13 protein-coding genes and 1 pseudogene are annotated in these 15355 nt (G+C 74.6%); 3 read left to right on the forward strand and 11 right to left on the reverse strand.

Annotation, left to right across the window (positions count from 1 at the left end):
* Positions 1 to 184 (forward strand): annotated as a pseudogene (locus ACY34I_RS30335) (hypothetical protein); the annotation flags it as partial.
* A 529-nt stretch (positions 185 to 713) separates the two neighbouring features.
* Here the strand turns inward: ACY34I_RS30335 and ACY34I_RS30340 are convergent.
* The 10 genes from ACY34I_RS30340 to ACY34I_RS30385 form a co-directional block, all read right to left on the reverse strand.
* On the reverse strand, positions 714 to 1703 hold the full coding sequence (locus ACY34I_RS30340; protein WP_462758483.1) for a sulfite exporter TauE/SafE family protein: 990 nt from the start codon (positions 1701 to 1703) through the stop codon (positions 714 to 716).
* A gap of 226 nt (positions 1704 to 1929) precedes the next feature.
* Positions 1930 to 2400, reverse strand: a complete 471-nt coding sequence (locus tag ACY34I_RS30345; RefSeq protein WP_148796694.1) for an RrF2 family transcriptional regulator — start codon at positions 2398 to 2400, stop codon at positions 1930 to 1932.
* Positions 2401 to 2524: 124 nt separating this feature from the next.
* Positions 2525 to 3394, reverse strand: coding sequence for an acyl-CoA thioesterase (locus ACY34I_RS30350; protein WP_148796712.1), 870 nt, complete (start codon positions 3392 to 3394; stop codon positions 2525 to 2527).
* Positions 3395 to 3402: 8 nt separating this feature from the next.
* On the reverse strand, positions 3403 to 4851 hold the full coding sequence (gene pyk, locus ACY34I_RS30355; protein WP_462758484.1) for a pyruvate kinase: 1449 nt from the start codon (positions 4849 to 4851) through the stop codon (positions 3403 to 3405).
* A 238-nt stretch (positions 4852 to 5089) separates the two neighbouring features.
* Complete coding sequence (locus ACY34I_RS30360) at positions 5090 to 5455, reverse strand: YciI family protein (protein WP_462758485.1); 366 nt, start codon at positions 5453 to 5455, stop codon at positions 5090 to 5092.
* Between the two features lie 189 nt (positions 5456 to 5644).
* Positions 5645 to 6445, reverse strand: coding sequence for a lipase family alpha/beta hydrolase (locus tag ACY34I_RS30365; RefSeq protein WP_462758486.1), 801 nt, complete (start codon positions 6443 to 6445; stop codon positions 5645 to 5647).
* Between the two features lie 216 nt (positions 6446 to 6661).
* Complete coding sequence (locus ACY34I_RS30370; protein ID WP_462758488.1) at positions 6662 to 7108, reverse strand: hypothetical protein; 447 nt, start codon at positions 7106 to 7108, stop codon at positions 6662 to 6664.
* Positions 7109 to 7114: 6 nt separating this feature from the next.
* Positions 7115 to 7378 (reverse strand): DUF6244 family protein, encoded by a 264-nt coding sequence (locus ACY34I_RS30375; protein ID WP_148796684.1) that lies wholly within the window; start codon positions 7376 to 7378, stop codon positions 7115 to 7117.
* A gap of 242 nt (positions 7379 to 7620) precedes the next feature.
* Positions 7621 to 8517 (reverse strand): hypothetical protein, encoded by an 897-nt coding sequence (locus tag ACY34I_RS30380; protein ID WP_462758489.1) that lies wholly within the window; start codon positions 8515 to 8517, stop codon positions 7621 to 7623.
* Between the two features lie 147 nt (positions 8518 to 8664).
* Positions 8665 to 11253 (reverse strand): FtsK/SpoIIIE domain-containing protein, encoded by a 2589-nt coding sequence (locus tag ACY34I_RS30385; RefSeq protein WP_462758490.1) that lies wholly within the window; start codon positions 11251 to 11253, stop codon positions 8665 to 8667.
* Between the two features lie 191 nt (positions 11254 to 11444).
* On the opposite strand from ACY34I_RS30385, the gene ACY34I_RS30390 reads away from it, so the two are divergent.
* On the forward strand, positions 11445 to 12872 hold the full coding sequence (locus ACY34I_RS30390) for an alkaline phosphatase PhoX (protein ID WP_462758491.1): 1428 nt from the start codon (positions 11445 to 11447) through the stop codon (positions 12870 to 12872).
* A gap of 85 nt (positions 12873 to 12957) precedes the next feature.
* On the opposite strand, the gene ACY34I_RS30395 is transcribed toward ACY34I_RS30390, so the two are convergent.
* Positions 12958 to 13551 (reverse strand): TetR/AcrR family transcriptional regulator, encoded by a 594-nt coding sequence (locus ACY34I_RS30395; RefSeq protein WP_462758493.1) that lies wholly within the window; start codon positions 13549 to 13551, stop codon positions 12958 to 12960.
* Between the two features lie 248 nt (positions 13552 to 13799).
* On the opposite strand from ACY34I_RS30395, the gene ACY34I_RS30400 reads away from it, so the two are divergent.
* A complete protein-coding gene (locus tag ACY34I_RS30400; RefSeq protein ID WP_462758494.1) occupies positions 13800 to 15263 on the forward strand; it encodes an MFS transporter in 1464 nt (487 codons plus the stop codon).
* The last annotated feature ends 92 nt before the right edge of the window (positions 15264 to 15355 follow it).

Genomic DNA, 15355 nt, shown 5'->3' on the forward strand with positions numbered 1-15355 from the left:
GCAGATCACCAACCCCGAGTACGCGACCCTGGCGTTCGAGAAGGGTCTGAAGCAGATCGACGGCTGGCAGGACATGCCCCTCACGAAGGCCGCGCAGACGGTGCAGGTGTCGGCGTACCCGGACGCCTACGCCCAGTGGGAACAGCAGGCCGCCGACCTGGTCGCCCAGCACTGGAACAGCTGACCCAACAACTGAGCACAACCGAACACCATGAACACACTGCTGGCCGGCACCCGAACACGGGTGCCGGCCAGCGCCATCTCCAGACAGCCCGCCGCCAGGCAGCGCCGCCGCCAGGCAGCACCGCCTCAAGAGAGCGCCGTCCCCAGAGACCGCCATCTCCTAGAGAGCGCCGCCTCCAGAGATCTTGGACAGTTCCGCCGCGAACGGAAACTGTCCAAGATCGGCAAACGGCAGGGTTCGTGCCAGAGGAAGAACCGCGGCCGGCGGCAGTTACCGTCCGCCGTGAACGGCAACTGCCCAAGATCGGAAAGCAGCAACGGGCTCCAGAGGATGAACCGCGACCGGCGGGCGGGCAAGGACCGCGACGGGGCTGGGGGCGAGGGTGACCGGCGCAGGGATCAAGCCTGACCGCCCGGAGCCGGTCACCCTCGCCCCCAGCCCCAAGCGCAACCACCGACCGACCGAAACGCAGTCCACAAGCGCAGAACCGGCCCACAAGAGCAGGCCCAGCCCACAAGCCGTACCCGGATCAGCCCTCGACCGCAGCAGCGAGCCGCCGGGGCTCCTCCGGCGCCGCGGCGTCGCCCTGGCCCACGGACGGGCTGGCGACCGGCGCGGCCGCGGCCTGCGCGGCGAGGGCGGCCTCGGCGACGGCCCGGGCGCGGCGGGTCCGGCGCAGCGCGCGTACGGCCAGCACCAGCGCCACCAGCCAGCCAGCGCCGAGCAGCGCGTAGACCAGGGGCGGGACCGGGCCGCCCAGCTCGCCGGCGCGCAGCAGCGTCCGGGCGTTGGTCAGCACGATCACGCCGCCGATCGTCGCGCCCAGGAGCTGGGCGGGGACGATGCGGACCAGCCAGGCGGCGATCGGCGCCGCGATCAGGCCGCCGATCAGCAGCGCGGCCACGGTGGGCAGCAGGAACCCCTCTGAGCCGAGGCCGATCAGGAACCCGGCGCTGGCCGCGCCGGCGACCATGAACTCGGCGGTGTCAACCGAGCCGATGACCTTGCGCGGCTCCATCCGGCCGGAGACGAGCAGTGCGGGGGTGGCGACCGGACCCCAGCCCCCGCCGCCGGTGGCGTCGATGAAGCCGGCGACCAGGCCGAGCGGGCTCAGGAAGCGCCCCCGCAGCCGGCCGGCGGTCGGGTTGGCGCGCAGTGGCCGGGAGAAGCGCACCAGCAGGTACGCGCCCAGGGTGAACAGGATCGCGGCCATCCACGGGGCGGCGGCTTCGGTGGAGATCGAGCTGAGGAAGGTGGCGCCGGCGAAGGCGCCGATCGCGCCGGGCACCGCGATCCGGGCGACCACCCGCCAGTCGACGTTGCCGAACCGCCAGTGCGCCACCCCGGCGGCGAGCGTGGTGCCGATCTCCGCCAGGTGCACCGAGGCGGACGCGGCGGCCGGCGCCACCCCGGCGAAGAGCAGCAGGGTGGAGGAGGTCAGCCCGTACGCCATGCCGAGCGCGCCGTCGACCAACTGCGCGGCGAGCCCGACCAGGGCGAGGATCAGCAGCTTGCGCACGAGCGCCCCCTGACTTTTCGGCATCTCCTATCGACTTGGTCGACAATGCGGTACGCCGCCGCTCTGGTCAAGTCCTCCATCCGGTTGGTGGGACGCGCCGGACGGCCCGGAACGGGCGCGGGTCAGGTGGACTCCGGCGACGGGGCGCGGCGGGCGCCAGCGAGCCGCAAGCGGCTGGCGCGGCAGCGCGTCGGCGACGTTCGCGACGGTGCCCGGCGGCGGGGGATCAGCTCCAGGCGCTCGGGTCGGCGGCGAGTTCGTTGACCCGGCCGGGCAGGGTGCCGCTGGCCACGTCGGCGATGGTGACCAGTTCGAGGATCTGCCGCTCGCTGGCCCGCAGGGCGATCCAGACGTCCTGCAGCGCCCGGGCCGCCCCCTGGTAGCCGAGCTGCTCGGGGCGTTGGCCGCGGATGTGGGCCAGCGGACCGTCGATCACCCGGATCACCTCGGCCAGGGATATCTCGGACGCGGGCCGGGCCAGCCAGTAGCCGCCCTCGGGGCCCCGCTGGGCGTGCACGATCCCGCCCCGGCGCAGCTGGAGCAGGATGCTCTCCAGGAACTTCGGCGGGATTTCCTGGGCGCGGGCGATCTGCTCGGCGGTCACCGGCCGGCTCCGTCCGGCCGCCGTCCCGTCGGCGACCGAGGCCAGCTCGGCGGCCGCGCGGAGGGCGTAGTCGACCCGGGCGGAGAGACGCATGTCGGCAAGGTTAGTCGGCTGGTCAGCCAGCCGGATCCCCGCCCCTCGGCCGAACGGGCACGGTTGCCCTGCGACGACTCCAGCTCGGCGCGTCTGTCGCCGCGCCGCGACCTGGAGCCGTCGGTCAGGCGCCCACGCGGCGCAGCAGCCCCTCCTGCACGGCGCTGGCGATGTGCCGGCCGTCGGTGGTGAACATCCGGCCGGTGGCCAGCCCGCGGGCGCCGGAGGCGGACGGGCTCCAGCAGTCGTAGAGGAACCACTCGTCGGCGCGGAACGTCCGGTGGAACCAGAGCGCGTGGTCGAGGCTGGCGCCCACCACTCCCCCGGGGCCCCACACCTCGCCGTGCACCGACAGCACCGAGTCGAGCAGGGTCAGGTCGGAGGCGTACGTGAGGGCGCAGGCGTGCAGCAGCGGATCGTCCGGCAGCTTGCCGTCGATGCGCATCCAGACCCGCTGGTGCGGCTCCGCGGGGCGGTCGCCGGGGCGTACCCAGCCGGGCTCGCCGACGTAGCGGACGTCGATCGGACGCGGGATCTGGCCCCAGATGCCGAGCCGCTCCGGGTAGCGGGCGAGCCGGTCGGCCATGGTCGGGACCTCGTCCGGCCCGGGCACGTCCGGCGGGGCCGGCGCGTGGTGGTCCAGCCCCTCCTCCTGTCGCTGGAACGAGGCCGACATGAAGAAGATCGGCTTGTCGTGCTGGAGCGCGACGGAACGGCGGACCGAGAAGGAGCGGCCGTCCCGGATGTTCTCGACCTGGTACTCGATCGGCTCGGCCGGGTCGCCGGGGCGGACGAAGTAGCCGTGCAGCGAGTGCACGAAGCGCTCCGGGTCGACGGTGCGGCCGGCGGCCACCAGGGCCTGGCCGGCGACCTGGCCGCCGTACACCCGTTGCGGGCCGACCGGCGGGCTGATCCCCCGGAAGGTCATCTCGCCGACCTGGTCCAGGTCGAGGACCTCGAGAAGCTGGTCGACCGCGGCCTGGCCGGTCGCCACCGGTCCGGTCACTGCAGGGCCCGCGCCGAGGCGGCGTCGACCAGCGAGCCGAGCTGGTGCACCCGCAGGGTGTTGGTGGAGCCGGGGGTGCCGGGCGGGCTGCCGGCCACGATCACCACGTGGTCGCCGGGGTTGGCCCGGTTGAGGCCGAGCAGCGCCTGGTCGACCTGGCGGAACATGTCGTCGGTGTGCGCGACGAACGGCATCAGGAAGGTCTCCACGCCCCAGGAGAGGGCGAGCTGGTTGCGCACCTCGGGCACCGGGGTGAAGGCGAGCAGCGGCAGGTCGCAGTGCAGCCGGCTGAGCCGCCGGACGGTGTCGCCGGTCTGCGAGAAGGCGACCAGCGCCTTGGCGCCGATGGCCCGGGCGATGGAGGACGCGCCGACGGTGAGGGCGCCGCCGTGCGTACGCGGGTCGTGCTGCAGCCGCGGCACGGCGATCGACCCCGCCTCGGTGGTGGAGATGATCTTCGCCATGGTGCTGACCGTGAGTACCGGGTACTTGCCGACGCTGGTCTCGCCGGAGAGCATCACCGCGTCGGCGCCGTCGAGCACCGCGTTGGCCACGTCGGATGCCTCGGCGCGGGTCGGCCGCGAATTCTCGATCATGGAGTCGAGCATCTGGGTGGCTACGATGACCGGCTTGGCGTTCTCCCGGCAGAGCTGCACGGCGCGCTTCTGCACCAGCGGCACCTGGTCCAGCGGGAGCTCGACGCCGAGGTCACCGCGGGCCACCATGACCCCGTCGAAGGCGAGCACGATCGCCTCCAGGTGGTCGACCGCCTCGGGCTTCTCGACCTTGGCCAGCACCGGGCGCTGCACGCCCTCCTCGGCCATGATCGCGTGTACCAGCTTGATGTCCTCCGGCGAGCGCACGAAGGAGAGCGCGATCAGGTCGACGCCCAGGCCGAGCGCGAACCGCAGGTCCGCGGCGTCCTTCTCTGACAGGGCCGGGACGCTGACCGCCACGTTGGGCAGCGAGACACCCTTGTTGTTGGAGACCGCGCCGCCCTCGGTGACCAGGACGCGGATGTCGTTGCCGGTGACGTCGCTGACCTCGACCGCCACCCGGCCGTCGTCGATCAGCAGCCGGTCGCCCGGCTTTACCTCCTGCGGCAGTTTGCGGTAGGTGCAGGAGACCCGCTCCTTGCTGCCGAGGATGTCGTCGGCGGTGATGACCACCGAGTCGCCGGTACGCCACTCGTGCGGGCCGTCGGCGAACCGGCCGAGCCGGATCTTCGGGCCCTGCAGGTCGGCGAGGATTGCCACCGGGCGTCCGGCCGCGTCGGCCGCCTCACGGACCAGCCGGTAGACCGCCTCGTGGTCGGCGTGACTGCCGTGGCTGAAGTTGAGCCTCGCCACGTTCATGCCCGCCTCGACGAGGCCCCGGATCCGCTCCGGGGACGAGGTGGCGGGGCCGAGGGTGCAGACGATCTTCGCGCGGCGTGTCACGCCCATCAGGCTAGTCTCTCCTCCGGGTCGACCTCCCGGCCGACCCCTTTCAGAGTGCGGAACATTTGTCCGACGACGCGATCTCCGCGCGGCGGGCGGCGGGGAACCGCACCCGGGACGTCGTGTGTGGCGGGCATCGGCGACCGCGGCGGAAATCGTACTCCTCGCGGTCATCCCCTGTCGGGCCGCTCCCGAGCCGTCCGCGAGCGCTGGTCGAGGCGGCGTCGATCGGCGCTCGACGCGCTCAGCGTTGCGCCGTGGCGAGCGGGAACTCCAGCGAGCCGGCCGGGCAGAGGAAGGTCAGCACGTCCACCCGGTAGAGCCCGGCCTGCACGGCGGGGTCGGCCTCCATGACGCTGCGCACGTCGTCCACGGACCCGGTGCGGGCCAGGCCGAAGCCGATCGGCGGGTCCGGCTCGCGGGCGGGGCCGTCCACCGAGCCGGCGACCAGGATGATGCCCCGCCGTTGCAGCGCCTGCATGTGCTCCTGGTGCTCGGCCTGCAACCGCTGCACCGTCTCCTCCGGCAGGGCCCGGCCGGACGGCCCCGGGTAGAGCACGATGCACTCGTACGTGTCGAGCGCGAAGTCGACCTGTGGCGTCCCGGCCATGTCGCACCTCCAGACGTACGCCCCGGGCCAGCGTCGCACGGCGTGGAGGGCCCTCGCGGTCGCTCGGCGCAACTGCCCGGGGCGCCGCCGGGTTGTCGACGGGCTGCGCCGTTCGTCCCGCCTGAGGGGACGGGTACGGGTGGGCCGGGCCGGCGGGCGGCACCCGGCCGCCCGTCGCGACGCTCGGGATCAGATGGCGAAGCAGTTCGGCTGGATCGGGGCGCCGGCGAGCGCCTGCCGGACGACGCTGTAGGCGGTGCCGTCGAGGACGAGGCCGAGGTGGCCGACCACCCGCAGCGGGCACGACGACTGGATCAGGACGTTGGTCGCGCCGTCGGCCAGGGTGGCGTTGTCGACCGGCCGGACCAGCTCGTCCTGCCAGGTCCGGATCGTGGTCCAGCGCACCGCACCCGGGGTGTCGTCGCCGGCGTTGAGGGTGGCGAGGAAGTCCGAGCCGATCGCCATCTGCTGGCAGGCGATGACGCCGGCGCAGTCGCCGAGCCCGACGAACTCGATGATGTTGGCGACGTAGGTGCCCTGCTGCGGGGTGCCCAGGCTGAGGTAGCGGCCGACCTTGTCGACGCCGCCGAGGTACTTCACGTACCAACGGGAGACCAGGCCGCCCTCGGAGTGGGTGACCAGGTCCACCTTGGCCGCCCCGGTGGCCGCGCGGACCTGGTCCACGTAGGACGACAGGGCCCGGGCGGATGCCCGGATGTCGCCGAAGCCGAGGTCGGGGAGCTGGTAGATGGAGACCCGGTAGCCGTCGGCGTGCAGCCGGGCGGCGATCGGCTCGTAGGCGATGGAGACTCCGATCAGGCCCCCGACGACGATGACGGGGTTGGCGGTGGCTGCGGCGGTGCGGCCGGCGGTCCCGGTGGCGTCGGTGGCGGTCGCGGCGTCGCCCGCGGGGGCGGCCTCGGCGGCGGTGGCGGAAAGCAGCAGGGCCGCGGCGGCGGTGGCGGAGACCAGGATCTTTCGGAGCAGCATGGCTGCACCTCCGGTGGGAGGCACCCGGGGAACCGGGGGACGGGTGGGGGGATCCGATCGATCGTGGGAACGATGATGCTTGGCCAATTTCATGTACGTCAATGGAAAGTTACGCGCGGGTAACCCTTGTTCCATCCACCGCACAAACCGGCCTAACGGACATCGGTCGATTGTGGAGGGACGTGAACGGGGTGCGGAAGCGAGGCCGGCGGGCGCTCACTCCGCCACAGTGCCGCCGGCGCGGGTGACGGCGCGAGCGGTCGCCGACAACGCCGCCCGGTCGCACCGCTCCGGGTCGACCAGCACGTCGACCGCGACGCCCGGCTCGACCAGCCAGAACGCCTCGCCCTCGCCGATCAGGCCGGGGCCGTCGGGGTGCGCGAACTCGGCCCACTCCCCGCCGGCGGGGTCGCGCTCGTGGTATTCGGCGAGGAAGTCGTGCACCGCGGTGAGGTCGGTGAGCCGGTCGCCCCGGAGGATGTGCATCCGCAGGTCGACCCGGTGGCCCTCCGCGACCCGGCGCTCCCAGACCCGGGTGGCGAAGCTGACGTCGTCCCACTCGCTGGCGAAGTCCGACACCTCCGTGCCGACCCCGGCCGGGAGGTGGCCGATGTGGAATCCATCCAGCTCACCGGTGCGGGCGGACTCGTTGAGGTCGCTCATCGGCGGTCAGTTTCCCAGCGCCTGGACCTTGGCGATCGTCTCCTGGACGTGCTGCCGGGCGGGCTCGCCGCCCTGGGCGGCCTGGGCCAGGGCCTGCCGGTAGGCGTCGATCACGCCGAGCAACGGCCCGGCGGCCACCCCCTCCAGCGCGCCGGCCACCAGCGCCCGCGCCTCCGCGGCGTCCTGCGCCGCGGCCGCCGTCTTGGCCTTCGCCTCGTCCAGCTTCTGGGCCGCCGCCGCCAGCCTCGCGATGATCTGCGCCGCGCTCACGCCACCGCCTCGCTTCGCTCGACGGCGGCGCGAGGCGCCACGCTGCTGAGCCGAATGGTTCGCTCGCTCCGCTCGCTCACGTGCCCTCCCCGTCCCGCCGCGTCCGCTCGGACCACAGAGGAGCCTACGAGATCGCCGCACGCCCCGCGACCACCCGATCACGCGCCCGGATGACCGCAGTGGTACCGCGCGCCGCGCCCGTGCCGCGCCACCGATGGCGGCGTGCCGGCCCGGGGTCGCGGTCAGCGCATCAGCCGGAACACCAGGAGGTACACGCAGAACAGCGACGGCGAGAACAGCGCGCAGATCACGAAGCCGAGCGGGACGTACCGCGACGACGGCAGGTCGGTGCTGATCGGCGGCCGGCCCCACCGGCCGAGCACCAGGTGCCCGGCGAGGAACGACAGCAGCGGAACGCCCGCGCACGAGGCGGCGGCCACCAGCGACAGCCCGGTCGCCGGGATCGGCGAGCCCACCAGCGCCACCAGCATCAGCACGGAGCCGGCCAGCGCGCAGGCGGCGTAGACCGCGACGGCCCGGGCGGGCGGCGACCAGGTGGGCAGCAGCGCGGGCCGGTGCGCGATCGCCTCGGCCTGCTGCCCGTACCGGTCGGCCTCGTCGACCAGCTGCCGCGCTGCGGCCAGCTCCGCCGCCGCGTCGCCCTCGCGGGGCCCGGGCACCATCCCCTCGGGGTACGCCCCGACGCCCGCCCACCCCGGCGCGGCGGCTGCGCCGCCGGTCGCCACCGCCCCGGTCCCCGGCGGGTTGGCGGGCGCCCGGTTCGCGCCCGGCGCGCTGCCCGGTGCTGCTCCCAGCGCGGTCCCGGGTGCCCCGGCTGGGCCCGGTGCGGGCGCCGGCAGCCCGGACCCCGGTGGCCCGATCGGGGCCGCCACCGGTCCGCCCGAGGACGCGGCCGCAGTGGGGTCCGGCGCGTCCGTCGCCGGTGCCGGCGAGAGGCCGGCGGCCCGGCCGAGCTGGTCGAGGCGCCGCCCCTGGGCGGCGAGCCGCTGGCCGAGCTGGTCGACGGCGGCCTGCAGGGACCGACGGCGCTCCGCCTCGGCGGTGACGGCCTGCTCCCCGCCGCGCTGGCGTGCGGACAGCTCCCGGGCCAGGGCCGCGTACTCCTCGAATCCGCTCACGCCGCCGCCTCGCTCCGCTCCACGGTGGCGCGAGGCGCCACGCTGCTGAGCCAGATGGTTCGCTCGCTCCGCTCCCTCACGCCGCCGCCTCGCTCCGCTCCACGGCGGCGCGACGCGCCACGCTGCCGAGCCAGATGGTTCGCTCGCTCACGCGTCGTCTCCGTCGCCGACGAAGGGCACGATCAGGGCGGTCCGCTGGTCGTGCCGGTCCACCAGCAGGGCCCGCCCGGCGCGCGGGGCGTAGCCGAGGTCGTGCGCCCCGAGGTGCAGGCCGAGGTCGGCGCCGGGCACGTTCAGCGCGACCAGGCAGGCCAGGTCGTCGCGGTTCTGCGTACCGCCGAGGTCCTCGCCGAGCCGGCGCAGCCCGCGCCACCAGCCGAGCAGGTGCACCCCGTGCGCCGGTCCCTGGCGCAGCACGGCCCGCAGGTCGTCGTGCCCGGAGCGGAAGGTGGCCGGTTCGGTGGCGGCGAGCACGCCGGCGGCGGCGTCCATGCCGAACACCACCAGATAGGTCCGGCCGCCGACCGGGGCGGGCTCGGCCGACACGGCGCCGGGTCCGGAACCGCCACCGGGCGGGTCGCCCGGTCGCGTAGCCACCGGCGGGGCGGCCAGCTCGGCGAGCTGGGCGCGCAGTTCCGGCGCGTCGATGCGGCGCACCGGGTGGCCGGCGGCGGCCAGGGTCATCGCGAGGTCGTCGGCGACGTCGGTGGTGCCGGGCGCCAGCGGGGCGAGCAGGAAGCGGGCCGTGCCGGCGGCGTGCTGGCGGGCCAGGCCGAGGGTGGCCGCGCGGAGCACGTCCACCCCGGCCGCCGCGGTGCCGACCACGGCGACGTGCCGGCCGGGGGTGGCGTCCAGGCGGAACGCCGCCGTGCTGCCGGCCACGTCGACGGTCCGGCCGACCAGGGCGAGCGGCGGCTCGGCGCCCGGCCGCAGGCCGGCCCAGGTGGGGTCGTCGGCCAGCCGCGGCGTCTCGTACCCCCGGAAGACGGTGGGCGGACGCGCGCCCGCCGGCCGGGCCTGGAACAGCTCGTGCCGGAGGGTGGCCAGGTCGGCGCCGGCGGCGTGCGCGTCGGGAAAACGGACCTCGGTGTTCGCGCCGGGCGCGCCCCCGGCGGTGTTGACCACGGCCGTCCCCACCCGCAGCGCCCGCGCGGCGTCGTTGAGCGGGTCGAGCACGCCACCCCCGCCGGGGAGCGCCACCCGCAACGGGAACTGGCCGAAGATGGCCTCGGCGCGGCCGTAGAGGGCCTCGATGCCGGTGGTGCTCTGGCTGGCCAGCACCAGGTGCAGGCCGTACGAGCGGCCCTTGCGGGCCAGCTCCTCGAGCAGGTCGACGGCCTGCCGGGCGAGGGCGTCGTTGCCGGCGAACAGCACGTGGAACTCGTCGACCACGGTGACGATCCGGGGTGGCCGGTGTGCGGCCGGCAGGTCGGCGAGCTTGGTGACCCCGTGCCGCTTGAGCAGGTCGGCCCGGCGGGTCAGCTCCGTGCGCAGCTCGCGCAGCACGGCGACGCCGTACTCGCGGTCGGACTCGATGCCGACGGCGCGGGCGTGCGGCAGCCAGGACGGGTCGCGCTCGGTGGGCACGAACTCGGTGAAGCTGACCCCCTCCTTGAAGTCGAGGAGGAGGAGCTGGAGCTCGGTGGGGGCGTACCTGGCGGCCAGGCCGTAGAGCACGTCGAGCAGGAACACCGTCTTGCCGGCGCCGGTCCGCCCGCCGACCAGCCAGTGCGGGGTGGCGTCGTCGAAGGCGACCGGGACCAGTTCCCGTCCCGACCGGCCGAGCACGGTACGCAGCCCGGTGGCGGACGACTCGGCCCAGCGCCGGGCGGGGAGCAGGTCGGCGAAGGTCACCGCCTCGGCCCGGCGGGTGGCCGTGGCGAGCTGCCGGGCCAGCCCGGTGACGGTGGCGTGGGTCGGGTCGCCGTCGAGCACCACCGGGGCGGGCAGGCCGCTGCCGTCGGCGCTGAACGGCTGCCCGGGCGGGTCGCCGACTAGGGCGTACCGGTCGCCGAGCCGGAGCTGGGTGGTGGCGCCGAGCGGCGGTGGCGGGTCGCCGGGGCCGGCGGCCGGGTAGCCGGCGAGCAGCACGCAGACCGCCGCGGCTGGACCGGCGTGGGTGAGCGCGGCGAGCCGGGCCAGCTCGCGGGGCGGCGGGGCGGACGCGGCGACCACCAGCAGCAGCTCCTGGTCGTCCCGGCCGGTGTGCTGGGCGGCGCGGGCGTGCCGTTCCGCCTCGTCGAGCAGGGCGGCCACCTCGGCGGCGGTGGTGGCGGCGGGGCCGAGCACCCCGGCGTCCTGCAGCGGGCGCAGCGGCAGGAACGCGGCGCCGAACGCGGCGGGGTCGATGCCGGCGACCCGGACCGTGCCGGCCGGCGCGGCGGCGAGCAGCCGCACCACCACGGCCCGCAGCAGCTCACCGACCCGGGGATCGCGAGCGTCGGCGTCGACCGCCAGATGCGTGCCGCCGGCCAGCGGCACCAGCACCGGGAAGCCACCGTCCAGGGTGGTCGCCTCGCCGACCCGGACCGGTACGGGAGTGGTGGCCGGGCGGGCGGAGCCCGGTGCGGCGGCGGTCAGTTCGGCGCCGAGCCGGGCCAGCCGGGCGACCAGCTCGGGGCTGCCCGGGGCGACCGGCCCGGCCGCCGCGAGCGCCCGCCGCCCGGCCTCCCACCGGCGTACGGCCTGCCGGTGGAAGGCGAGCGCCTGCCCGTACGCGGTCGCGAGCCTGCCCACCGTCCGCCCCTCCGACGCCGCCGCAGTCTGATCGAGGGAACCCTAACGGACGCGGGGCGACCCGGCACAGGACGCACGCGCCCGCAGGATTTGTCTACTGTTCACCTGGCGGACCTCGGCCGCGTCGGCGGTGTTCCACCAGCCCCGTTTGCCTGCTGGACGGAACCATCCTGAACAGGAAAGGCGACGACGTGAGCCCCTCTCCCATCTCTCGCCGGGCCATGCTGCGCGGCGGTGCGGCCGGCGCCCTCGGCATCGTGGTGGCCGGCAACCTGGACGTGATCGCGGGACCGGCGGCGGCGCGGGCCGCGGCTCGTCCGGCGGTCGGCTATGGCGAACTCGTTCCGGACCCGGCCGGCCTGCTGGCCCTGCCGCCCGGTTTCTCGTACACCATCGTGGCGCAGGCCGGCGTGACCCTGCTGGAGTCGGGGCAGCCGACCCCGAGCGACGCCGACGGCACCGGTTGTTTCCTCGGCCGCGAGGGCTCGGTGCTGGTCAACAACCACGAGATCGGCGGCAGTGAGCCCTTCCCGGTGCCCGCGCTGGCCGGCCTCACCTACGACCCGGGCGCCCGGGGCGGCACCACCACCATCGAGGTGGACGCGCAGGGCCGGCGGCTGCGCGAGTACGTCAGCGTGGCCGGGACGCACAACAACTGCGCTGGCGGCATCACCCCGTGGGGCACCTGGCTGACCTGCGAGGAGACCGAGCAGCGCAAGGGCGGGAAGTACCTCTACGACCACGGGTACACCTTCGAGGTCGACCCGCACGACCGGTCCGCCAACCAGAACCCGGTGCCGCTGAAGTTCCTCGGCCGGTACGCGCACGAGGCGGTGGCGGTCGACCCGTACACCCACGCGATCTACCTGACCGAGGACGCCGGTGGGCCGAACGGGCTCTACTTCCGGTGGACGCCGCCGGCCGGCTTCCGGGGCGGCAAGGGCGCCCTGCGTGCGCTCGCGCAGCGTCCCGACGGGGACACCGCGGGCAGCCTCCAGGCGATGAAGTGCTTCCTGGGCAGCCAGCACGTCGCGGACCTGTCCGAGGCCACCACGCCGGGCACCCGGTACAAGGTGGAGTGGGTGGACGTGCCGGACCGGGACGCGAAGACCGTCTCGGTGCGCAAGCAGTTCACCGACGAGCAGGTGACCCGCAGCCGCAAGCTGGAGGGCGCCTGGTGGGCCGACGGCGGCGCGTACTTCGTGGCCAGCTTCGCGCGGCACGACGACGGCAGCGTCAACGAGCACGACGGTCAGGTCTGGTTCTACGACCCGCGGACCGAGACGGTGACCCTGAAGACCATCTTCGGGGTGAACCAGAACCCGGACGAGGAGGCCGGCAACTTCGACGGGCCGGACAACATCACCGTGTCGCCGTACGGCGGGGTGATCCTGGCCGAGGACGGCGAGGGCCTGTCGCACCTGGTCGGGGTGACCGAGCAGGGCAAGGCGTACCCGCTGGCCCGCAACGAGCTCAACGACAGCGAGTTCACCGGGCCGACGTTCAGCGCGGACGGGAAGATCCTGTTCGCCAACATCCAGTCCCCCGGCTACGTCTTCGCGATCACCGGCCCGTGGGGCCGGCCGAGCAACGCCGACCTGGCTGCTGACCACTCCTGAGCACGTCCGACGGCCGGCGGTTCCTGGGGAACCGCCGGCCGTCGTCTTTGCTCTGACCGGGGCTCCGGCCGCGGGCTCGCGGGGGTCAGGGGCGCGCGGCCGGGTAGCGCAGGCCGTCCAGGGCGATGGCCAGCACCCGGTCGCGCTGGGCCGGCTCCGGGAACTGGTACGCCATGATCCCGCTGATCAGTCGCACCACGTCGTCGAAGCCGGCGTCCGGTCGGGCCACCCCGGCCTCCTGGGCGCGGCGCAGCAACGGCTCGCCCGCCGCGTAGATCTCGGTGCGGCAGTTGCGGAACACCTCGGAGTCGTGCACCAGCTCCTCGGCGAGGGCCCGCTTGGTGCCGACGTAGGCGACGAACCGGTGCAGCCAGGCGACCAGGGCGTCCCACGGGGGCAGGTCCGCCAGGTCGGCCGCCGACCGGCTGAGCGCGCGCACCTCCTCGACGTAGACCGCCTCGAACAGGTCACGTCGGTTGGGGAAGTTCCGGTAGAGCGTCCCGATGCCGACCCCGGCCCGGCGGGCGATCTCCTCCAGCGAGGCCCCCGCGCCGCACTCCCCGAACACCTCCCGCGCGGCGGCGATCAACGCGTCGTAGTTGCGCCGGGCGTCCGCTCGCTTCGGGCGCCGCGCAAGGACCTCCCCAAGCTGGTCGCCGCTGGCCATGACGCGCGTCACCTCTCCTGCCTTGCAACCGGAGGCACCCCTCCGCTAAGTTAGTGGAGGCACCCCTCCGGAACCTACCGGAGCCATGCCTCCGGATAGCTTACTCCGGATTCTCGGGCCGATCCCACCTGGCGCGGTCGGCCCACCCAGACACCGGACCCAGGAGGTCCCGCCATGCCCACCTTCGGCTGACCAGCGGCTCCGCCCTCGCCGGCAACCCCGGCAGACGTTCCATTCGTACGTGAACGGGAGTTCCCTCCGTGATCGAAACCACCCGACGCAGCTCGCGTCGGTTGACCTTCCTCGTCCTCGCCGCCGGTACCGGCTTCTTCGCGATGCTCCAGTCGCTGATCACCCCGGTGCTGCCCACCATCCAGCACGACCTGCACACCTCCCAGAACACCGTGACCTGGGTGCTGACCGCCTACCTGCTCTCCGCGTCGATCTTCACGCCGGTCCTCGGCCGGGTCGGCGACATGGTCGGCAAGGAGCGGACGCTGGTCGTCTCCCTCGCCGCGCTCGCGCTCGGCTGCCTGCTGGCGGCCATCGCGCCGAGCATCGGCGTGCTCATCGTCGCCCGGGTCGTCCAGGGCGTCGGTGGCGCGGTCTTCCCGCTCGCGTTCGGCATCATCCGCGACGAGTTCCCCGCCGCGCGGGTGAGCTCGGCCGTCGCGGCGATCTCGGCGATCGTCGCCGCCGGTGGCGGCCTCGGCGTCGTCCTGGCCGGCCCGATCGTCGCCACCCTGGGCTACCGCTGGCTGTTCTGGATCCCGATGGTCGTCGTCGGGCTCACCGCGCTCGCGGCGCACCGGTTCGTGCCGCGGTCGCCGGTCCGTACGCCCGGCCGGATCAACTGGACGGCCACCCTGCTGCTCTCCGGCTGGCTGGTGGCGCTGCTGCTGCCGGTCAGCAAGGGCACCACCTGGGGCTGGACCTCCGGTCGGGTGACCGGCCTGCTGGCGCTCGCCGGCGTGCTCCTGGCCGGCTGGCTGGTGGCCGAGGCCCGCTCGGCGAACCCGCTGATCGACATGCGGATGATGCGCCAGCCGGGGGTCTGGACGACCAACCTGGTCGCCCTGCTCTACGGCGGTTCGATGTTCGCGGTCTACGCCTTCCTCCCGCAGTTCGTGCAGATCCCGACCAGCGCCGGCTACGGCTTCGGCGCCAGCGTGACCCAGGCCGGGCTGCTGATGCTGCCGATGCTGGTCGCCATGTTCGTCGCCGGCCTCGCCGCCGGCCGGCTGCAGGCCCGGTTCAGCGCCAAGGCGCAGCTGGCGACCGGCGCGGTGTGCAACGTGCTCGCGTCGGCGATGCTGACCGTCGCCCACGACACCCGCTGGGAGATCGGCGTGGCCGGCGGGCTGGTGGGCCTGGGCATCGGGTTGGCGTTCGCCTCGATGGCCAACCTGATCGTGGCCAACGTGCCGCCCGCGCAGACCGGCGTGGCGACCGGCATGAACGCCAACATCCGCACCATCGGCGGCGCGATCGGCGCCGCGGTGGTGAGCGGGGTGATCACCGCCCACCCGCAGGCGAGCGGGCTGCCCCGCGAGGCCGGGTTCACCATGGGCTTCCTGGTGCTCACCGGGATCGCGCTGGCCGCCGCGCTGGCCGCCCTGGTCGTTCCCTCCGGCCGCCGGGCGGTGCGGGAACGGCGCGAGGAGCGGTCGCCGCGGAGCGCCGAGCCGAAGCTGACCGGCGAACTCGCGGCAGCGGGACGCTGATCTGCCCAGCCAGGTGCCGGCGCCCGCTGCCGGTCGCGCGGACCGCGCCGGCGCCGGCTCCCGCGGCTGGTCGCGCGTACCGCGCGGGCGCC

This window comes from Micromonospora sp. RTBAU3-60 (assembly GCF_054963695.1).